Annotated in this window: 21 protein-coding genes; 20 read left to right on the top strand and 1 reads right to left on the bottom strand. The window is 35.7% G+C overall.

The features are described from left to right. Positions 1-116 precede the first annotated feature (116 nt). Genes ACQV18_RS00105 through ACQV18_RS00095 form a run of 3 tightly spaced genes read left to right on the top strand, consistent with a single transcriptional unit; the run spans position 117 to position 3,515 of the window. On the top strand, positions 117-1,607 hold the full coding sequence (locus ACQV18_RS00105) for a nicotinate phosphoribosyltransferase (protein ID WP_428874168.1): 1,491 nt from the start codon (positions 117-119) through the stop codon (positions 1,605-1,607). A gap of 13 nt (positions 1,608-1,620) precedes the next feature. Then, a complete protein-coding gene (gene nadE, locus ACQV18_RS00100) occupies positions 1,621-2,454 on the top strand; it encodes an ammonia-dependent NAD(+) synthetase (RefSeq protein WP_428874169.1) in 834 nt (277 codons plus the stop codon). A gap of 17 nt (positions 2,455-2,471) precedes the next feature. Beyond that, positions 2,472-3,515, top strand: coding sequence for an MraY family glycosyltransferase (locus ACQV18_RS00095; protein ID WP_428874170.1), 1,044 nt, complete (start codon positions 2,472-2,474; stop codon positions 3,513-3,515). A gap of 6 nt (positions 3,516-3,521) precedes the next feature. On the opposite strand, the gene ACQV18_RS00090 is transcribed toward ACQV18_RS00095, so the two are convergent. Next, on the bottom strand, positions 3,522-4,163 hold the full coding sequence (locus tag ACQV18_RS00090; protein WP_428892352.1) for a YigZ family protein: 642 nt from the start codon (positions 4,161-4,163) through the stop codon (positions 3,522-3,524). Positions 4,164-4,276: 113 nt separating this feature from the next. On the opposite strand from ACQV18_RS00090, the gene ACQV18_RS00085 reads away from it, so the two are divergent. The 17 genes from ACQV18_RS00085 to ACQV18_RS00005 form a co-directional block, all read left to right on the top strand. Then, complete coding sequence (locus ACQV18_RS00085; RefSeq protein WP_428874172.1) at positions 4,277-5,149, top strand: DegV family protein; 873 nt, start codon at positions 4,277-4,279, stop codon at positions 5,147-5,149. A gap of 72 nt (positions 5,150-5,221) precedes the next feature. After that, the gene (locus tag ACQV18_RS00080; protein ID WP_428881992.1) at positions 5,222-6,619 is read left to right on the top strand and encodes a DEAD/DEAH box helicase; all 1,398 of its coding nucleotides are present in this window, start codon (positions 5,222-5,224) and stop codon (positions 6,617-6,619) included. A 16-nt stretch (positions 6,620-6,635) separates the two neighbouring features. Continuing rightward, the gene (locus tag ACQV18_RS00075; protein WP_428874174.1) at positions 6,636-7,394 is read left to right on the top strand and encodes a ComF family protein; all 759 of its coding nucleotides are present in this window, start codon (positions 6,636-6,638) and stop codon (positions 7,392-7,394) included. 118 nt (positions 7,395-7,512) lie between these two features. Further along, entirely contained in the window at positions 7,513-8,085 is a 573-nt protein-coding gene (gene hpf / locus ACQV18_RS00070) for a ribosome hibernation-promoting factor, HPF/YfiA family (protein WP_428874175.1), read from the top strand. A 225-nt stretch (positions 8,086-8,310) separates the two neighbouring features. Further along, on the top strand, positions 8,311-10,767 hold the full coding sequence (gene secA, locus ACQV18_RS00065) for a preprotein translocase subunit SecA (protein WP_428874176.1): 2,457 nt from the start codon (positions 8,311-8,313) through the stop codon (positions 10,765-10,767). Positions 10,768-10,844: 77 nt separating this feature from the next. Further along, a protein-coding gene (gene prfB, locus ACQV18_RS00060; protein ID WP_428892351.1) for a peptide chain release factor 2 occupies positions 10,845-11,955 on the top strand; the annotation gives its coding sequence in 2 pieces (ribosomal slippage) (positions 10,845-10,916 and positions 10,918-11,955; 1,110 coding nt in all). Between the two features lie 42 nt (positions 11,956-11,997). Then, positions 11,998-12,684, top strand: a complete 687-nt coding sequence (gene ftsE / locus ACQV18_RS00055) for a cell division ATP-binding protein FtsE (RefSeq protein WP_428874178.1) — start codon at positions 11,998-12,000, stop codon at positions 12,682-12,684. Next, positions 12,671-13,555, top strand: a complete 885-nt coding sequence (gene ftsX / locus ACQV18_RS00050; protein WP_428874179.1) for a permease-like cell division protein FtsX — start codon at positions 12,671-12,673, stop codon at positions 13,553-13,555. The genes ftsE and ftsX overlap by 14 nt, the downstream gene beginning before the upstream one ends. A gap of 137 nt (positions 13,556-13,692) precedes the next feature. After that, a complete protein-coding gene (locus ACQV18_RS00045; protein ID WP_428874180.1) occupies positions 13,693-14,460 on the top strand; it encodes a response regulator transcription factor in 768 nt (255 codons plus the stop codon). Further along, entirely contained in the window at positions 14,457-16,214 is a 1,758-nt protein-coding gene (gene pnpS, locus ACQV18_RS00040) for a two-component system histidine kinase PnpS (protein WP_428874181.1), read from the top strand. Before ACQV18_RS00045 ends, pnpS begins: the two co-directional genes overlap by 4 nt. Positions 16,215-16,391: 177 nt before the next feature. After that, positions 16,392-17,300 carry a phosphate ABC transporter permease subunit PstC gene (gene pstC / locus ACQV18_RS00035; RefSeq protein ID WP_428874182.1) on the top strand — a complete coding sequence of 303 codons (909 nt, stop codon included), beginning with the start codon at positions 16,392-16,394 and terminating at the stop codon, positions 17,298-17,300. Then, positions 17,300-18,115 (top strand): phosphate ABC transporter permease PstA, encoded by an 816-nt coding sequence (gene pstA, locus ACQV18_RS00030; protein ID WP_428874183.1) that lies wholly within the window; start codon positions 17,300-17,302, stop codon positions 18,113-18,115. Before pstC ends, pstA begins: the two co-directional genes overlap by 1 nt. A 1-nt stretch (position 18,116) precedes the next feature. After that, complete coding sequence (pstB, locus tag ACQV18_RS00025) at positions 18,117-18,878, top strand: phosphate ABC transporter ATP-binding protein PstB (RefSeq protein ID WP_428874184.1); 762 nt, start codon at positions 18,117-18,119, stop codon at positions 18,876-18,878. 20 nt (positions 18,879-18,898) lie between these two features. After that, positions 18,899-19,558 carry a phosphate signaling complex protein PhoU gene (gene phoU, locus ACQV18_RS00020; RefSeq protein ID WP_428874185.1) on the top strand — a complete coding sequence of 220 codons (660 nt, stop codon included), beginning with the start codon at positions 18,899-18,901 and terminating at the stop codon, positions 19,556-19,558. 139 nt (positions 19,559-19,697) lie between these two features. Beyond that, positions 19,698-20,645 (top strand): substrate-binding domain-containing protein, encoded by a 948-nt coding sequence (locus ACQV18_RS00015; protein WP_428892350.1) that lies wholly within the window; start codon positions 19,698-19,700, stop codon positions 20,643-20,645. A gap of 135 nt (positions 20,646-20,780) precedes the next feature. Continuing rightward, positions 20,781-21,365 carry a transposase gene (locus tag ACQV18_RS00010; RefSeq protein WP_428892397.1) on the top strand — a complete coding sequence of 195 codons (585 nt, stop codon included), beginning with the start codon at positions 20,781-20,783 and terminating at the stop codon, positions 21,363-21,365. Between the two features lie 86 nt (positions 21,366-21,451). Beyond that, positions 21,452-21,701, top strand: a 250-nt coding sequence (locus ACQV18_RS00005; RefSeq protein WP_428892349.1) for a transposase, incomplete at its 3' end; no start/stop codon positions are given.

Below are 21,701 nucleotides of genomic sequence, written 5' to 3'. Positions count from 1 at the left end.
GCATTCAACTAAAGGCTTTTTTATAATGAGCTTATAACTTATGCACTCTTTTTGAATCAACATTGAGGGCAATAGTATGATACAATAAATAAAATTATTCAGTTGAGGAGATTAAAATGATCTATAAATATTCTGATGACAGCTTAATGACCCACACCGATCTTTATCAAATCAATATGTTGAAAACATATTGGGAAAAAGGGATTGATCGAAAACTGGCTGTTTTTGAAGTCTACTTTCGCAAAAACCCTTTTAACAATGGCTACGCTATTTTTGCTGGTTTAGAAAGAGTTGTTCACTATTTGAATCAATTTCATTTCTCAGCGACTGACTTGGATTATCTAAGAAGCTTAGAAATATACCCCGAAACATTTATTCAATACTTGGCAGATATGAAACTAGAGTTATCTGTTAGGTCTATGCAAGAAGGCGAGCTTTGTTATGCAACCGAACCTTTGATGCAAGTTGAAGGACCACTTGGTCAGTGCCAATTAGTTGAAACAGCTATTTTAAATATAATAAATTTCCAAACTTTAATTGCCACAAAGGCATCACGTATTCGTTCGGTAGTGGGTGAAGGGGATAAAATTTCTGAATTTGGTGCTAGAAGAGCGCAAGAAATGGATGCGGCTATTTGGGGAACGCGTGCAGCCTTTATTGGAGGCTTTGATTCAACTTCAAACGTTAGGGCTGGGAAATTATTTGGTATTCCTGTTTCTGGTACTCACGCTCATTCTTTGGTACAAGCTTACCGAGATGAGTATCAAGCTTTTAGAGCTTATGCTGAAACGCATCGTGATGTCGTCTTCTTAGTAGATACTTATGACACATTACGTTCAGGCATACCTATCGCTATAAAAGTAGCTAAAGAAATGGGTGACAAAATCAATTTTATCGGTGTTCGAATTGATTCGGGAGATATGGCTTACCAATCAAAAAAAATTCGTGAGCAATTGGACGAAGCAGGTTTCACCGAAGCGCGCATAATAGCTTCCAATGATTTGGATGAAAAAACCATTTTAAACTTACGAATGCAGGGTGCAAAAATCAACGATTGGGGTATTGGAACTAAAATAATAACTTCTTATGATCAGCCTGCTCTAGGTGCTGTTTATAAATTAGTTGGAATCGAAGATGACAAAGGTGAGATTGTACCGACAATTAAAATTTCTTCCAATACAGAAAAAATCACTACACCCGGTATGAAACAAGTTTGGCGAATTACTCGAAAAAAAGATGGCAAGGTGGAAGGTGACTATATTGCTTTAATAGATGAAAGGCCCGATCTTTTAGAGGAACTTTTCATGTTCCATCCAGTTCATACCTATATCAATAAAACTGTTAAGGACTTTGAAGCGCGTCCACTTTTAATAGATATATACAAAGAGGGTCAGCAAGTATATGATTTACCAGATATATTAACTATTAAAGATTATTCAGAGGATAAGATTAACTGCTTATGGGAAGAGCATAAGCGCATTTTAAATCCACAAGTTTATCCAGTTGATTTATCGCAAAAATTATACGATTTGAAAATGGATAGTATACAAGAGGTTCGCGACCAAGTTGATTTAAGAGTTGAGGCGTTTCAAACAGATCAATTCTGATAAGGAGAATAATATGAGACAATTGCAAAAAGAAATCATAGGGAATTTAAAAGTTTCACCAAGGATTGAACCAGAAGCTGAAATTCGGCGATCTATTAACTTTTTGAAAGATTATCTCTATCAAAATGCAGGTTTAAAGTCATTGGTATTAGGTATTAGTGGAGGACAAGATTCCACTTTAGCAGGGAAATTATCGCAAATGGCTATTGAAGAAATCCGAACTGAAACAAACGATAACCAGTATCAATTTATTGCTATACGACTTCCTTATGCTGTCCAAAATGATGAAGAAGATGCACTAAAGGCTCTAGATTTTATTGCACCAGACCGAATTTTAAATCTAAATATTGAAGAGGCGACTTTAGGAGTTGTTCAAGCTTTGAAAAAAGAACAAATTGAAGTTAGCGATTTTAATAAAGGAAATATTAAAGCGAGACAGCGTATGGTGATGCAATATGCGGTAGCAGGACAGTTTTCAGGTGTTGTAGTAGGAAGTGACCATGCAGCAGAGAGTGTCACAGGATTCTTTACTAAATATGGAGATGGGGCAGCGGATGTAATGCCTTTGTGGCGCTTAACCAAAGATCAGGGTAAGCAGTTGCTACAGTCCCTAAACTGTCCGGCAGACCTTTATCAAAAAATACCGACAGCCGATTTAGAAGAAGACCGTCCTATGTTATCCGATGAAGAAGCGTTGGGTGTTTCTTATCAAACCATTGATCGTTATTTGACAGGACGTGAAGTAAAAGACCATGAAGCAGCAATAATTGAAAAATGGTACTTAAGTAGCCAACATAAACGCCATCTGCCAGTCACTGTCTTTGATCAGTTTTGGAGGGAATCTTGATTTAAGGAGATGAAATAATGTCCATTGTACTGGAAATAATAATGAGGGTAGTGCTTGCTTTCATATTGTCATTAGCATTTTCCTATTCCTTATTAAAGTTGCTTAATTTTACAAAGCCCCTTGATTTTAAGAATAGAGAGAATAATAGCAAAAGAACACCACCTGCTTACGGTGGTATTGCTGTATTTATGGCATATTGGTTAAGCTATTACTTATTAAATCCTTTTACTCTTTGGGATAAGCAAGGGAGTCTTTTTGTAGCCTCCTTAATTATCCTTGTAACGGGCGTTTTAGATGATAGGTTAAATTTATCTGCTTTAAAAAAATCAATCGGTATTTTAATCGCCTGTCATTATGTCTATTTTTATAGTGACATTTCTTTTTCATCTCAACTCATTAATTTTGAAGACCCATTACTTTTTAATGGTTTGAAATATCTCTTAACCATAGTATGGATTTATTTAGTAACTAATGCATTAAATTTATTAGATGGGATTGATGGCCTAGCTTCAAGTGTTAGCCTGGTGAGTCTTTTTTCAATGGTTATAATAACTTTAGGTTTTTCTTTAACCATTCAATTGGATTTTGTATTAAAGTTGTTATTTTTATTTGCAGCAATTGCTGGTTTTTTAATATTTAATTGGCCACCTGCTAAAATTATGTTGGGAGATACTGGGGCTTTATTTATTGGATTTATGTACGCTAGTTTAACCGTTACTAATCTAAAAAATGCCAGTCTTTACTCTTTTATTTTTCCAATACTTTTATTTGCTGTTCCACTTTTTGATACTGTTTTTGCCTTCATGAGGCGTTTACACCAACGAACCCCGGTTACTGAAGGAGACAAAGAGCATATCCATCATCGGTTACTGCGAAGGGGTTATAATGAAAGTTCAATCAATAAAATGATGATGGCTTTATCTGCCGTTTTTTCATTGATTACCCTAGCCCTCCATGCCTTTCCTAATTTAAAGTGGCTGATATGGGTGATGACAATGGTATTGATTGTAGCAATGGTTTATTTTACTGTGCATATTGGAAAAGAGTCTCCAAACAAATGAATCTTTTTAAGTTTTAAAAGGTATATTTATATCTCGATTACCTAAACTGTCTATTTTAACTTGTCCACTTAAAAAATTGACTAAATAGCTATCAAATTCCTTTAGGAAGTCAGAATGAATAGCGATTGTCATTTGAATTTTTTCGAGATATTCGATGGTTAGAACAGAAGGTAAGCCAGGCATTTGAGCAAGATTATGATTAAAGCGATCAAGCTGTGCATAATCCATTTCAACTTGAAGAAGGGTCTGGTTAACATTTTTAATTTTATTGGCCAATTGGCAGCTTTCACTAACTACTTGGGTGTAAGCGCGAATTAAACCACCTGCACCTAACTTGTTTCCACCAAAATAGCGAACAACAATGGCTGCGACAAAAGTTAATTCCTCTTTTTTAAGAACTTCAAGCATTGGTAGACCTGCTGTACCACTTGGTTCGCCATCGTCACTCATGCGTTGAATACTTGAGTCAGCCTCTAAACTAAAAGCATAGCAGTGGTGATTTGCTTTATAATGCTTTTTTTGTATACTAAGCAAGTGTTGATTAAATTCTTCTTCACTTTTGATTGGAAACAGAAAACAAATAAAACGAGATTTTTTTATTTCAATTTCATGTACAATTTCTTTTTGGATACTTAAATAATTAAACATATAGCTTTCCTTTCATTTATGTTAGGATAATAGATAACATATAGATTCTTTAAACAGTGTAACATATTTAAAAAACAACTGATTATTAGTCAGACAGGGAATGGTAGTGAAAAATGAAAACAGCAATTATAGTAGATTCTACAGCATATTTAAACCAGGAAATAGCCAGTCAATCAAACGTTTTTCAAGTCGATCTTAGTGTTATTTTTGATGATGGGACTGTTTTTAAAGATTCATCTGATATTGATGAGCAGACGCGGTTTTATCAGTATATGGAAAAAAGTGATCGATTACCTAAATCTTCTCAACCACATCCAGGTGACTACTACCAATTGATGGATCAGATTGTTGAAGAAGGTTTTCAAGCAGTCATAGCTATCCATCTATCTTCAAAAATATCAGGAACTTTAGCTTTAGCGCAATCGGTACTAACTGAATACCAAGATCGTATTCAAAGTTATATTATCGATTCTAAGTCTTCATGCATAGTCATTGAAGGTTTGGCAAGGAAAGCCTTAAAAGGACTCGAAGCGGATAAGGAATTAGAAGATATCGTGGCTGAACTAACCTGGCAAGCAAATCATACACAAACTTATTTGATGGTCGAAGAGTTAGAGAACCTAGTTAAAGGTGGACGTTTAAATGCAGGTTTTGCTACACTAGGCCAATTGCTTAAAATTCGTCCTTTATTGCATTTTGATGAGGAAGGAAATATTCTTCTCTTTGAAAAAATCCGTACTAATAAAAAGGTGTATGCTAGATGGATTCAACTAATTAAAGAAGCAATTGAATCATATCCCCAAGGTATTCAGCTTATGATGACACATGCCAATGCTAAAGACGAATGTAGTGTGGTTGTAGAATTAATTGAAAAAGAGTTAACGATCTCTGATATAGAAATTAACTCGATCGGCCCTGTTATCGGTACACATACCGGAAAAGGTTGTATTGGCTTGGCCATAATGCCTAATTACGATCCTAATTAAACAAGTAAATAATAGCACTAATTATTCTCCTTCTGTGTACTTTATAAAAAGACATGGAAGGAGATTTTTTTGATGGAGTGGAAAGAGTATTTTATTGGTCAATTAATGACTCAAAGAGAAGTAACAATAATCTGGGATAAATTTCTTTCTCAATCCAGCTGGAAATTAGAGACGATATTTAATCATCTACACGCAATGCCTGCTATACAAATAAAACAAAAGCACATCCTTTGTTCCAGGTGCAATTGTCAAGATCAACAACAATACTATAAGTTTTATTTTAATAAAAAGAAGATTATATATTGTTGTTCGTGTCTTCAAATGGGACGAATTTGTAGTAACGATTTGCTTTATTATTTACCAAACAATCAACCTTTAACTATAAGAAATCAAAAATCCTTTCTCACCTGGCAAGGGAAACTTTCGCCACAGCAAAATAAGGCTTCACAAGAAGTTGCGGAACAATTGGATGATAGTAGTCACCCACATTTAATCCATGCTGTAACGGGAGCTGGTAAAACAGAAATGCTTTTTCCAATAATCGATGAAATATTAAGAAAGGATGGAAAGATAGCTTTAGTCTCTCCAAGAGTTGACGTGTGCATTGAACTTTTTCCAAGAATTAAAGCTGCTTTTAATTCGGTCAAAGTTCTTTTGCTTCATGGAAAGAGTGAAACAAAATATGAGCCCTGTGAAATTTTAATAGCAACTACCCATCAGTTGCTAAGGTTTTTTCAAGCCTTTGACCTAGTAATAGTGGATGAAGTAGATGCCTTTCCCTATGTTGATAATGAGAGTTTACATTTCGCGGTAAATCGAGCAGTTAAAAAGAAGGGTAAATTAATCTTTCTGACAGCAACACCGGATAAAAAAATTGTGGAAGCGGTCAAAAAAGGCTTGATTCACCAGACCATTTTACCAGCGCGATTTCATGGTTTTCCTTTGGTTGAACCCATATTTTTGTGGTTGGGAGATTGGAAAACTAACTTAGTAAATCAACAAAAGAATTCCAAACTTCTCTTAAGCCTAAAACATTTTATTGCGCTTGAAGGTCGAAAACTAATTTTTATAGCCAATATCAAGTTGGCAATTCTATTATCTGAGTGGTTAGAGAAACTTTTTAAAGGCCTTAGACTTACCTATGTATATTCAACAGATCCTCTAAGACATCAAAAGGTAGAAAAAATGCGCAAAGGTCATTATGACATACTAATCTCTACAACTATTCTTGAAAGGGGAGTAACTTTTGAAAACTGTCATGTGTTTGTCCTTGGTGCTGAGGACCCTCTTTTCTCTAAATCAGCTTTAGTTCAAATGAGTGGCAGGGTAGGAAGGAAGGCTGCTTATCCATCAGGTAAAGTTGTTTTTGGTCATTATGGTATTACAAAAGAAATGAAAAGAGCGGCTATAGAAATTAAGGGAATGAATCAGTTAGCGAGCAAGAGAGGACTTTTAAATGCAAATGCTTGATGAAAGGGTCTGTTTGATGTGCCAGAAAAATTACCAACGTGATTTAAGTTGGCAACAGTTATTTTCCTGGCAAGCTATTGAATTTGAACCATTGTGTTCAGACTGTTTAAAATCATTCGTTCCTTATCATTATCAGAGTGAAAGTTGCAGAGCCTGTGGAAGAAAATTAGATGGTAGCAACCACTATCAAACTACTTATAGAATCAAAGATACTGATGAGAATTACTGTCTAGATTGTTATCGCTGGCGCCAAAAATATCCTCTAAAGCTAATAAACAATCAAGCCTTATTTGACTACAATGCTGGTTTTAAAAATTGGATCACTCGTTATAAATATGATGGAGATTGCCGGATGGCGAATGTAATGAAGCAAGTCTTAAAGAAAACATATAAACACTATCCAAACTACCTTTGGTTAATTTTACCTAGCTCTGAATCAAGCTTGAAAAGGAGATTGTTTCATCCGACCGCATATTTATTAGAAATAGCCCACATCCCTTATTGTTGTCCCTTCCATTACATTGGAAATGAAATTAGACAAGCAGCAAAAAGTCGAAAAGATCGTTTAACACTCAATCGTCCATTTGCTTGGATAAATATAGAAAAAGAAAAATTAAAAGAAAAGAAAGGTCTAATGATTTTTGATGATGTTTATACAACAGGGGCAACTATGATACAAGCAAAATTAGAGATAGTTCAACATTTTGAAGCTATTGCTAAAGAAGAAATGGATTTAAAAAGTATTACTTTAGCAAGAAATCAATCACTTGCTTAGAATGTGTAGCGCTTTCAATCGATGTGGGCATGTGTTATAATAATTTTAAGCTAGTAATAGCTTTTGGGTTTATGGCTCATTAGCCTTAGACCAAATAGAGAGGAAATGAGGGATATTTATGTTTAACTATAATGTTCGTGGAGAAAATATCGAGGTTACTCAAGCTATTCGAGAATACGCCGAAAAGAAAGTTTCAAAACTTGAGCGTTTTTTCAATGATGTACCGAATGCAACTGCCTATGTAAATTTGAGGGTTTATCCTGATAAAACAGCAAAGGCAGAAGTAACTATTCCTTTATCTTTCTTAGTGCTCAGAGCTGAAGAGACAACACCTGATTTATATGCGAGTATTGATTTTGTAGTTGATAAATTAGAGCGACAAGTACGGAAATATAAGACTAAAATTAATCGCAAATCACGTGAAAAAGGCTTCGAAGGAATTACTACATCAGATTTGGTACAAGCTTCAAATGTAAATAATCATGAAGATGAAAGCGAACCCGATTTACAAATAGTTCGTTCAAAGCGAATTGCTTTAAAACCGATGGATTCAGAAGAAGCAGTCTTACAAATGAATATGCTAGGCCATGACTTCTTCGTATATAAAGAAGGAGAAACAAACGAAATTAATATCGTTTACCGCCGTAAAGATGGTCGATATGGATTAATTGAAACAGCGAGAATGGATTAAGATTAAGTTGTATCCTTAGAATATAGTGAATATCAAATGTTAAATGAAGAGCTTATCAATGCTCTTCATTTTTTATTGTTAAAAAGCAGAAGGAATTAAACTTTTACAATACACTAGCAGATAAAAATGTTTGAAAGTCGAGTTTTTAATGATACAATGTTACAGTGAGAAAATTTATTCATGGAATGGGTAAATGAGGATTATGGGAATTAAAGGAGCATATTAATGGCCAACTTTTTAAAAAATTTAATTGAAAATGATAATGCTGAATTGAGAAGAACCGGAAAATTAGCTGACCAGGTAATCGACTTAGAAGAAGATTACCGCACGATGACTGATGAAGAACTGCGTGCCCAAACTACTATTTTAAAAGATAAATTAGCTAGTGGAAAAAGTTTAGATGATATTCAGGTAGAGGCATTTGCTGTTGTAAGAGAAGCTGCTTATCGAGTATTAGGCTTATTGGCCTATCGTGTCCAAATTCAAGGCGGCTTTGTCATTCATAAGGGTGATATTGCTGAAATGAAAACCGGTGAAGGTAAAACTTTGACAGAGACAATGCCTGTTTATTTAAACGCTTTGTCAGGTAAAGGGGTTCATGTTGTTACTGTTAATGATTATTTAGCAACTCGTGACTCTAAAGAAATGGGAGAAGTTTTCCGCTTTTTAGGCTTAACAGTCGGCTTAAATCTAAACTCAATGAACGCTGCTCAAAAGCGTGAAGCTTATGCTTGTGATGTGACTTATTCTACAAATAACGAATTAGGTTTTGACTATTTAAGAGATAATATGGTTGTTTACAAGTCTCAAATGGTTCAAAGACCATTATATTTTGCGGTAGTAGACGAAGTGGACTCTATCTTAATTGATGAGGCTCGTACACCGTTGATTATTTCTGGTCAAGGTGAGAAATCGACAGCCCTCTATAATCGGGCAGATTATTTTGTTAAGGGATTGAAAGAAGAAGAAGACTACACCATTGATTTGACTTCTAAGTCAATTGTTTTAACAGATATTGGAGTTGACAAGGCTGAAAAAATCTTTCGCTTAGAAAACCTGTATAATGTTGAAAATTCATCACTGGTTCATCATATTGATCAAGCTTTACGCGCAAATTACATTATGATTCATGATATTGACTATGTGGTAGACGAAGAGGAAGTTAAGATTGTCGATCCATTTACAGGTCGTATTATGGACGGTCGTCGTTATTCAGATGGACTTCACCAAGCGATTGAAGCAAAAGAAAATGTTGAAATCCAAGATGAGTCCAAGACAATGGCAACGATTACTTTCCAAAACTACTTCCGTATGTATGAAAAATTATCTGGAATGACGGGAACGGCTAAGACGGAAGAAGAAGAATTTAGAGAAATTTACAATATTAACGTCGTTTCAATCCCAACCAATCGACCAGTTATTAGAAAAGACCACCCAGATTTGCTTTATCCAAACTTAAAAGCTAAATTTGCTGCCGTCGTAGAAGAAATCAAAGAACGTCATGCTAAAGGGCAACCTATTTTAGTAGGGACAGTGGCTGTAGAAACTTCAGAGTACCTATCAAAATTATTAACAAAAGAAGGTATTCCTCATGAAGTCTTGAATGCTAAAAATCACTTTAAAGAAGCTGAAATTGTTATGGCTGCCGGTCAAAGAGGTGCGGTAACCATTGCGACCAATATGGCTGGACGGGGAACCGACATTAAGTTAGGATCAGGAGTTAAAGAAGTAGGCGGACTCGCTGTTATCGGAACTGAACGTCACGAATCACGTCGAATTGATAACCAGTTACGTGGACGGGCAGGACGTCAAGGAGATCCCGGGGCATCACAATTCTATTTATCACTAGAAGATGATTTGATGCGTCGTTTCGGATCAGACAGAATTCAAAAGGTTTGGGAAAAACTGAATATGACAGATGACAACAATGAAGGAGAAGATCTTGCTATTCAAAGTAAGATGTTATCTCGTCAAGTTGAATCAGCCCAAAAGAGAGTGGAAGGTAATAATTACGATACTCGTAAGAGTGTTTTAGAGTACGATGAAGTTATGCGTGAGCAAAGAGAAGTTATTTATGGTCAAAGATTGGCGGTGATTAATGAAGAAGAAACCTTAACACCTCATATTAAAGCAATGATTAAACGGACCATCGAGCGTGAAGTGGCCTATGCTACTGAAAACGATGAAAAGGATTGGAATTTAGACAGTCTATTGGACTTTGTTCACAATACATTATTTAGTCCAGAAAAAATCTCAATAAAAGACTTAGAACGTAAGAGCAGAGAAGAATTAATAAATTATTTGTATAATGAATCTGTGTCGGCTTTTGATGAGAAAATTGCTTTACTAAATGGTCCTGAACAAGTTTTAGAATTTGAAAAAGTAATTATTTTGCGTGTGGTTGATTCGAAATGGACAGACCATATTGATGCGATGGATCATTTACGTCAAGGTGTTGGTCTAAGAGCATACGCTCAAACGAACCCTCTAACAGAATATCAAACAGAAGGCTTTGATCGCTTCCAAGAAATGATTGCTGCAATTGAATATGACATCACTCGATTCATAATGAAGGCACAAATTCGTCAGAATTTGGAGAGGGAGCAAGTTAATTCCACAAGCCCTCGGGTAAAACCAAGTTCAATGCCTAAACACCAAAGTGTAAAAACATTAAAAGGCTAATATGACAGAATAGCAAAGGTCCTGCGGATTAACTCCAAAGGACCTTTTGTGTCAATTTTAAAAAGTAAGGTGATATGATGGAAATATATGAAATTAAGGACCAAATAGAATCAGCCCAACTTAATATTGAAAAAATAAGGGGGTCCCTTTGACATCGATAAATTGGAAGCAGACGTTGCTGAAATGGAATCGAAGATGTTAAAGGAAGATTTTTGGGACGATAATCAAGCTGCTCAATCTTTAATTCAAGAATTAAATAAATGTAAACTCGAAAAAAATTGTTTTTATCAATTAGAAGAAGGACTGGATGATGCAATGATTGGACTAGAGCTTATTGAAGAAGGCCAAGATCCTGAATTACAAAAAGAGCTAGAAGAAAAGCTGGTCTTACTCAATAAACAAATTGATGATTATCAACTATCTCTTCTTTTGTCGGGAGATCATGACCATCTCAATGCGATTATGGAAATTCACCCAGGAGCGGGAGGGACAGAATCCCAAGATTGGGGCGAAATGTTGTTGAGAATGTATGAACGCTGGGCGAGTCACAATCATTATGCGATAACATTTATAGATTATCAAAATGGGGATGAAGCAGGCATTAAAAGCGCTACTTTTGAGGTTTCTGGCTATAAAACTTATGGACATCTGAAGTCGGAAAAAGGGGTTCATCGTCTCATACGGATATCGCCTTTCGATTCTAATGCGCGCAGACACACTTCCTTTTGTTCAATTGATGTTACTCCGATGATTGATGGTTCGATTGAGCTAGAAGTAAATCCTGAGGATTTACGTATCGATACTTATAGAGCTTCAGGAGCTGGTGGACAACATATAAACAAAACTTCTTCTGCCGTTCGAATTACACATCTTCCGACAGGAATTGTTACTCAAAGTCAATCCAATCGTTCACAAATTCAAAATAAAGAGCAAGCTATGAGCCTCTTGAAAGCAAAACTTTATCAAAAAGAAGTGGAAGAAAAAGAAGCTGAATTACAAGCGATAAAAGGTGAGCAAAAAGATAATGCCTGGGGTTCACAAATCAGGTCCTATGTTTTCCACCCTTATTCAATGGTAAAAGACCATCGAACGAATTATGAAACGGGGAATATCGACGCTGTAATGGATGGAGAATTAAATCCTTTTATTGATGCTTACTTAAGGTGGAATATCCAAGAAGAAAAATAAGTAATAAAGAGTGAAGAATTACTAGTATGTGAGGTGAAATTGTTGATTAAGCTAATTAAAGCGAGCAAACAGTATGGTAATGGAATATGGGCTGTTAAAGATGTGAGTCTCGAGATAAATAAGGGAGAATTTGTTTATTTAGTAGGACCTAGTGGTTCGGGGAAGTCTACGCTGATGAAATTGTTAAATCGTCAAGAAAAAGTTACAAGCGGACAAGTGATTGTTAATCAGTTTAAAGCGCATGACTTAGCTGAAAGGAAAGTTCACCTATTACGAAGGCAAGTTGGTGTAGTTTTCCAAGATTTCAAACTTTTACACCAATTTACAGTAGCTGAAAACATTGCTTATGCATTAGAAGTTACAGGAGAGAGTAAAAAGAAAATTAAAAAACGTGTGTTGGAAGTTCTTGATATCGTTGGTTTAAAGTCTAAAATGCATCAATTACCGAACGAGTTGTCAGGTGGAGAGCAACAAAGGGTTTCCATAGCGAGAGCTTTAGCTAATCGTCCTCAAGTGCTTGTGGCGGATGAACCGACGGGTAATTTAGATCCAACCAGTGCAGTTTTGATAATGCGAGCTTTAGAAAAAGTTAATCGCTCTGGAGTAACTATTCTAATGGGAACTCATAATGATAATATCGTTAACTCCCACCCTCACCGAATTTTACAAATGCACCAAGGTAGATTGGTAAGAGATATAAAAAGAGGTGTAAAAAATGAAATGGATTAGATCCCGTATTCGTCATTTTAGAGACGGAATGAGAAATTTATTTCGAAATGGCTGGCTGACTTCTGCATCAATCGTAGTTATGAGTCTAACTTTATTTTTATTAGGCACCTTTTTTGTTCTCGTATTGAATATTAATCAATTGACAGAAACGATTGAAAATGAGATTCAAGTACGAGTGATGATTGATCCTTTAGCAGAGGTTGCTGATGAGAGAAAACTTGGTGATGAAATTGCAGCGATGGATAATGTTGTTAAAGTTGTCTATCGGTCGGCAGAAGAAGAATTAGAGTCTTACCAAGAAGTTATTACAGAAGATTTTGATGTATTAATGGATCAAAATCCTCTTAACAATATGTACTTAGTCACTGTAAATTCAGCTAATTCATTAGAGCAAGTAACCAAAAAAGTTCAAAAATTAAAATGGGTTCAAAGTGCTAATATTGGTTCAGTCAATCTTGAGAGCTTGATCCAAACAATTGAAATTATGCGATATGCTATAGCTATTTTAGGAGCTATTTTTATTCTGATAGCTATCTTACTTATCTCCAACACAATTAAAGTAACTATTCAGTCGCGCTCAAGAGAAATTGAAATCATGGAGCTGGTAGGTGCAAAAAAATCTTATATAAAGGCACCTTTCGTTATTGAAGGGGGAAGTGTAGGAATTATAGGCGCTGCCATAGCCAGTATTGTTTTATATTTTTCCTACCAAGCAATCCTTAGCCTGGCTCAAGAGTTACTGGCTTTTAATCCGGAGTATGCCATGCCTATTTATCCTAATATCTTGTATATATCTGGTATTTTGCTGGTTTTGGGCTATCTATTAGGTGTTTTAGCAGCAAAAAGAGCTGTAAACAAATTTTTTAAATAGAAATTTAAAAGACTTCCCTTTTCTTTTAAAGGGAGGTCTTTTTATAGTAGTGAAAGCTATTGATTAGAAGATATCTTTTAATAGATGAAGGCGTCTGATAGAATAAGAAAGTACTTAGAGATCCTAGGAGGTTGGCTATGAAAAGAGTGCTGGTTGTCGATGATGAACAATCGATATTAATGTTATTAGAATACAATTTAAATCAAGCTGGTTTTGATGTGGTCACTGCAGAAGACGGTAAGACCGCTTATAAATTGATTAAAAAAGAAAAGTTTGACTTTATCATTTTAGATATTATGCTTCCAAAAATGGATGGAATGGATGTATGTCGCCGTGTGCGTCAAGAAAAAATTGAAACACCTATTTTAATGTTGACGGCCAAAGATGATGAATATGATAAGATTATTGGCTTAGAATTAGGAGCAGATGATTATATGACCAAGCCTTTTAGCCCAAGGGAGGTTATTGCCAGAATTAAGGCAATTGGGCGTAGGATGCAAAGTAGCGAAAAGAATGTAAAAGAGGTTGAAAGTCAGACAGAATCAGTAGATATTACACCTCTACAAGTTCCTACTAATGCATCTGAGAATTCAAATGATGTGATAAGGCTCGGTAAGTTAGAAATATTTCCAGACCGCTATGAAGTGATATGTGATGGTAAATCAATTGATTTAACGCCCAAAGAGTTTGAACTCTTACTCTATATGGCAGTTAGAAAAGGGCGTATACTTAGTCGTGACCAACTGCTTAATAACATATGGAATTTTGACTACGCGGGTGAAACGCGTATCGTCGATGTCCATATTTCACATTTAAGGGAAAAAATTGAAAGCGACACAAAAAGTCCTGAATATATTAAAACGGTAAGAGGGTTTGGTTATAAATTTGAGGTACCACAAGCATGAAACTGATAGACCCGAGCCAAAGACGCCGACAATTGGGACTAGGAATTGTCCTATTTATGATAGGTATTTTATCTTTAGTTTATTTGGGTTACAGACAAATTGAGCAGACAATTTATACGATTTTACAAGATCAAGTGCAAACTCATTCAGCTTACATATTCATTAAAGATCAAAGTCGGATAGAAGATTATTATCAAGACCTAGATAGTATCTTTAGTGGTGAAGATCGCGAGGTTTTTTTAATTTCTCAAAGAAATAATTCGAAAAATCGCTTAGTACCCAATACTTTATGGAGAAATTCAAAAGAAGGTAATACAAAGAGCAGTCTGAGTCTCATTCATCAAAAGATTATTAAAAATAAAGGTCAAAATATAATTTCCTGGAGAGCTGATCAACGGATCTATGCTGGTAAGAAATTAAATTGGAACAAACAAACTGTTTGGTTGGTTGAATCGGTCGATAAGAACTACTTTTCTTTCAAATGGCAAGAATATTGGAAGCTGGTAGCAATTTATATTATGGTTCAGCTTTCCCTTATATTCTTAGCTATTCGATTAGCCTTGCTAAAAACTACGGGTCCGATTCAATCAATAAGGCAAGGGATAGAAAAGGTTAGAGATTCCGATTATCATTATGAATACCTTGAACATTCGATTCCCGAAGTTAATCAATTAGGACAATCAGTTACCGATATTGTCAAGTATTTGGGAGAAGACCGCAATGATCTGATTTCTGGACAACAGCAATACTCTTTATTACTGGAGAACATCAACCTTGGAGTATTAGTCATTGACTCTCAAGGAAAGATTGATCTCATGAATCCAGCTTTAGGAAAAATTTTAGGACTGTCGCCAACAGTAATTGGGCGTCCTTACCAAGCAATTTTAAAATCTTTTCAATTAATCAGTTTGATTAATCGAGTGATGCAAACACATTTGCCTGTACAAGAAGAAGTAGAAGTTTATGTACCTAAATCAAAATTCTTGGATGTCAATATCCTTTCCTATCAAGAATATCAAGCCAGTGAAATGTCTTTTTTGGTATTACTCTATGATATAACTGAAATCCGTCGTTTAGAAACGGTAAGAAGTGAATTTGTAGCCAACGCTTCACATGAACTAAGAACACCTGTGACTGCTATCAAAGGTTTTGCAGAAACACTCTTAAACGGAGCGCTAAAAGATAAGAAGGCAGCTAATAAATTTGTTAACATTATTGCCAAAGAAAGTAATCGACTGGAAATGATTATTGAAGATATTCTTGAGTTATCTCGTGTTGAAAAAAGTGAAAACAATTTACCTAGATCAAGCTTTTATGTGGATAAAGTAACAGAAAATATGATCGAGTTTCTTTCTCAAAAAACTGCTCAAAAATCAATTAAGGTCGAATTGATTTCTAATAACAATATTGCTTTGAAAGCAGACCAATATCGCTTTGAGCAAATTTTAACCAATCTATTAGACAATGCTATTAACTATTCAGATGAAGGCAGTCAAATAACAATTAGTATTAAAGAAAAAAAGAAAAAAATTGAATTAACTGTTGCTGATACAGGAATAGGGATACCCGAAACAGAGATGGATCGAATCTTTGAAAGGTTTTACCGAGTTGATAAAGCACGCAGTCGAAATTCAGGTGGAACAGGCCTTGGGCTTTCGATTGTGCGCAATTTAGTCAAAATGATGGGTGGTAAAATCGAGGTAAAAAGTCAAGTGGGGGTAGGGACATCGTTTACGATAATTCTCCCTAATTAATGATGACGCTTACAGTTAAGAATGTTATAAGAAAGCCCTTCACCCAGGGTCTTGTAACATATTTGTAACATTATTTGCTGAAAATTTACAAAGAATTTACATAGGTGAAGTACAATAACAATGTACTATCAATGCAAGAGTTATTGTAGTCAAGTAAATTGTGGAGGAGTTGTCTTAATGCAGGGCAAAGTGCTAGAAAGATTCATGAAATATGTCTTTATGTTTTGTGCATTCTTATCTATTTTATCAATTGTTTTAATCTTCTATTTCATCTTTGTAGGTGGAACAGTTGATGACGGAGTTTGGAAATTCCAAGGTGGAATTCCTTTTCTAATGAAGCATGGCTTCTTAAAAACCTTTGTAGGTCAGCAGTGGCAGCCTTCTTGGAAAGAGCCTCTTTATGGTATTTTCCCTTTCATTATGGGGTCTATTTATGTTACGGTTGGCGCTATTGTTGTTGGAGTTCCCATTGGAGTTCTAACGGCTATTTTTATGGCATATTTTTGTCCAGATTTTTTATATAGAATCTTTAAGCCAGCAATTAACTTAATGGCAGCCATTCCTTCAATCGTTTATGGTTTTTTTGCTCTTCAAATGATGGTTCCATTCATCAGAGGATTAAAGTTTTTACCAGCTAATAATGGAATGAATATACTGACAGCTTCGGTCTTATTAGGTGTAATGATTCTACCGACTGTAATTGGACTTTCAGAAGCAGCTATTCGAGCGGTGCCGAGACACTATTATAATGCCTCAATGGGTCTTGGCGCTACTCATGAGCGATCTGTTTTAAATGTCATTGTCCCAGCGGCTAAATCTGGTATTCTATCTGCCATTATCTTAGGGATTGGTCGTGCGATTGGTGAAACAATGGCGGTTGTTTTAATTGCTGGAAATCAACCAAGGTTGGCTAAAAGCTTGTTTGAAGGAACAAGAACACTGACTACCAATATTGTGTTGGAAATGGGATATGCAAGTGGTGATCACCAGCACGCACTAATTATGACAGCCTCAATGTTATTTGTTTTTATCTTAATTATTAACGGTACCTTCATGTGGATTAAATCGAAAGGAGATAGAACTTAATGAGCGCAAAAATCATTCGCTTTATTGTTTGGCTAGCAGCCTTTTTTACCATAGGTATGTTGCTCTTTATCATCGGTTTCATTCTTTGGAACGGCTTGCCGGTTATGAACACTCAACTTTTTGCCTGGGAATACAATTCAAACAATGTATCGATGATGCCTGCTATTATTTCAACCTTAATTATGATTGGCTGTTCACTTTTAATATCTGCTCCAATCGGAGTCTTTTCAGCTTTTTATTTAGTTGAGTATGCAGACCGTGGAAATCGATATGTACATTGGATTCGGTTAGCAACCGATACACTGGCTGCGGTTCCTTCAATTGTTTATGGTTTATTCGGGATGTTACTGTTTGTGAATGTAATTTTTAAAACCTATTCTCATATTGCTGGAATTTTAACGTTATCCATTATGATTTTACCAATCATTATTTCTTCAACAGAAGAAGCTTTACTTTCGGTTAATAATTCTTTAAGGATGGGTTCCTTAGCTCTTGGTGCTGGTAAATTAAGAACGATATTTACAGTTGTTCTTCCTGTTGCTATGCCAGGTATCTTATCCGGAATTATCTTAGCAATTGGCCGTATTGTAGGGGAGTCGGCGGCCTTAATTTATACGATGGGTACGTCCTCAGGTATGGTTAAAAACCTATTGAGTTCGGGTAGAACATTGGCTACACATATGTATGTTTTATCTTCAGAAGGTTTTCACGTTAAAGAAGCTTATGCAACAGGAGCGGTTTTGGTACTGCTGGTCTTAATTATCAACTGGCTATCTACACTCTTAGGCGCTCGATTAGGTTCAGGAGGAAAATAAAATGGCAAACAGATCAAAATTCTCAGTTCAAAATTTAGACTTTTATTACAGTGAGTTTCATGCCTTAAAAAATATTGATATGGAAATAGAAGAAAATTTGGTAACAGCCCTTATCGGACCTTCTGGTTGTGGAAAGTCTACTTTCTTAAAAATTTTAAATAGAATGCAAGATTTGACACCGGGTACACGAGTGGATGGAAAAGTTGCTTTGGATGGCATGGATATTTACGATAAACGGATGGATGTTAATGATTTACGTAAAAGAGTCGGAATGGTTTTCCAACAACCCAACCCTTTTCCAAAGTCTATCTATGACAATATTGCATACGGACCAAGAACTCACGGTATCAAAGATAAAACACAATTAGATCAAATAGTAGAAGAGTCCTTAAAAGGGGCAGCTATTTGGAACGAGGTTAAAGATAAGCTTCATCAAAATGCTACTGCCGTATCTGGTGGTCAGCAGCAAAGAATTTGTATTGCGCGTGCAATTGCCAACCAACCTGAAGTTATTCTAATGGATGAACCGACTTCTGCTTTGGACCCTATTTCAACAAACAAAATCGAAGATTTAGTGAGTGAATTGAAGAAAAAATATACCGTAATTATCGTTACGCACAATATGCAACAGGCCGGACGTATTTCTGATAAAACTGCCTTTTTCTATGAAGGTGTAGTGGTTGAATTCGATGAAACCGAAAAAATCTTCTCGAATCCAGCTAATGATCAAACGCAAGATTATATTTCTGGACGCTTTGGATAGACACTTGAAAGGAGTCAATCATGAGAAATATTTACACAAAGGATTTAGAAGACTTTTCAAATAAGTTATCAGAACAAGCAACAGCAGTCATCGAAAATGTGCATTTAGCTATTAACGCATTCAATAATGACGACACCAGTGCAGCTTCAAAATTAAAAGAAGCAGATCAAGAAATTAACCAATTAGCCAATGAGATTGAAAAAGAAGCTTATCGTTTAATCGCCTTACAACAACCCGTGGCGGAAGATCTACGTTTGATTTTTACAGTAATGAGCATCAGTGTTGACTTAGAAAGAATAGGTGACCATGCTGTTTTAATAGCAAAAAATGTTAATCGAACTAATGAAGATACAGAAAAAATTAAATCCTTAACAGAAATAATAAATAAAATGGCTCAAATGGTTTTTGAAATGATCAATGATGTTCTAGAAGCTTTTTCGGAAAGAGACGCGGTAAAAGCACAAGAGATTGCCGACCGTGACGAATTAGTTGATGCCTGTCTTAAACAACTTTATAATGACTCTGCTTTACGAATGGAAAAGAATAGAGAGTCTGTTAATACAGGAATTAACTATCTAGCAATTGGGAATTCAATTGAAAGAATTGGTGACTATGTCACTAATATTTGTGAGCGAATTGTATATCTTAAAAAAGCAGAGATAGTTGATTTAAATCACTAGTATTTACTCAAACTTAACACTAAATTTACACTAAATTTACAATTTTTATGTATACTATGAATGTGCTAACGTTGAGTGAGTTCGATGTTGGCAATGTAGTTGTGTTGCTGATTTGATAAAATTTAAGGAGATGTAATTAATGAAAAAATCATTAAAAGCTTTACTATTAGTAGCTGTAGCAGGCTTAGGGTTGTCGGTAGTTGTTCCAGCAATGGCTCAAGAAGGGCTAATTAATGTAATTAGTCGTGAAGATGGTTCAGGTACCCGTGGCGCATTTGTTGAAATTGTCGGTGTTGTTGATGAAGATGATAACGACCTAACTACGCAAAATGCTACTGTTCAAAACCAAACATCTGGTGTAATGCAAACAGTTGCTGGAGACCCTTCAGCAATCGGATATATCTCATTAGGATCACTTGATGATTCAGTGAAAGCATTAAAAGTTGATGGTTCTGAAGCGACTCCTGAAGCTATCAAAGCTGGAGACTATCCAATCGCTCGTCCATTTAATGTTGCATGGTCAGCAGAAAAAGAATTATCTGAAGTTGCAAATGACTTTTTAACATTCATTCATTCTCAAGAAGGACAAGCAGTAGTTGAAGAAGAAGGATACATCAGCGTAACACCTGCTGGTGAAGAGTTAGATGAAACTGTAGAAGCAGAAAGTGAAGAAGTAGAATCAGAAGAAGCAGCAGAAACTGAAGAAGTAGAAAGTGAGCTAGCTCCTTATGAAGCAACTGCAGAATTAGAAGGAACTGTTGAAGTTGTTGGATCAACTTCTGTATCTCCTTTAATGGAAAAACTTGCTGAAGCCTATAAAGAATTCCAACCAAACGTTGAAATTAATATTACTTCAAACGGTTCATCTGCAGGTATGGAAGCAGCAATGAATGATACCGCTGACTTAGGTATGGCTTCTCGTGAATTAAAAGATGAGGAAATGGAAGCTTTAAAACACGACGCAATTGCTATCGATGGTATCGCAGTAGTAGTAAATAATGAAAACCCTACTGAAGAAATGACTCTAGAAGCAATCCGTGGAATCTTCTTAGGAGAAATTTCTACTTGGGAAGATACGGTAAAATAATTAAGTGAATAAGTAAATAATCAAGGCGTACCTTGGGTGCGCTCAGACTGAAGACAAAGCCCTCTAAACCACTATTTCTTAGTGAATTAGAGGGCTTTTTTGTGTATAATAAAAAGAAAACGGGTGATTCGTATGATGACAAAAAATGCTGACAGTAAAACCTTTGAAGCACGTAATCAAATGGCATTTTATGCCCTTGAAGAACTGGTACCTCCCAATCATCTTTTGCGGAAAATTGATCATTATATTGATTTTAATTTCATCTATGACTTGGTAGAGGACGTCTATTGTCAAGATAACGGTCGACCAAGTATTGACCCGATAACTTTGATTAAAATCCCTATGATTCAATATCTCTTTGGTATTCCAAGTATGCGCCAAACCATTCAAGAGATTGAAGTGAATGTTGCTTATCGATGGTTTTTAGGGCTTTCTTTAACGGATACTGTGCCACACTTTTCAACCTTCGGTAAAAATTATAAACGACGTTTTGAATCTCAAAGTTTAGCCGAGCAAATATTTGCCCAAATTTTAAAGCAATGCGTTGAGGCTGGCGTGGTGGATTCAAAGGATATTTTTATCGATGGTAGCCATGTTAAAGCTTGCGCCAATGGCCGAAAGTATACGAATGAAGAAGTGATCGTCCAAGCAAAATGGTTGGCAGAGGAAATGATGGAAGCCGTTCAAGAAGACCGAGCGATTCACGGCAAAAGCTTCTAAAAAATACCGAAAAGGAGCACTTAACAAAATCCCAAACAATCAGTCCTAATGATCCGGAGGCAGGATGGCTCCATAAAGGAGATCATATGCAAGTTTTTGCCTATAACATTCAAACAGCCTGTGATCGTAATGGGTGGGTTTTAGGATATAGTGTCCATCCGGGAAATACACACGATACCCAAGCTTTTCCTTTAATCTTTGAAAAGATTATTCCTTTTAACCCTAAGCATGTCATTGTAGACGCGGGATATAAAACGCCTACTATCGCTCAATTCCTATTCAAACAAGAAATTACACCGGTGTTTCCTTATACACGGCCAAGACGTAAACGGGAGA

Origin of the sequence: Facklamia sp. P9177 (genome assembly GCF_050409585.1) — a bacterium.
Lineage (GTDB): Bacteria > Bacillota > Bacilli > Lactobacillales > Aerococcaceae > Facklamia.
The sequence above is the reverse complement of the archived record's forward strand: the minus strand, read 5'-3'. Positions and strand labels throughout refer to the sequence as shown.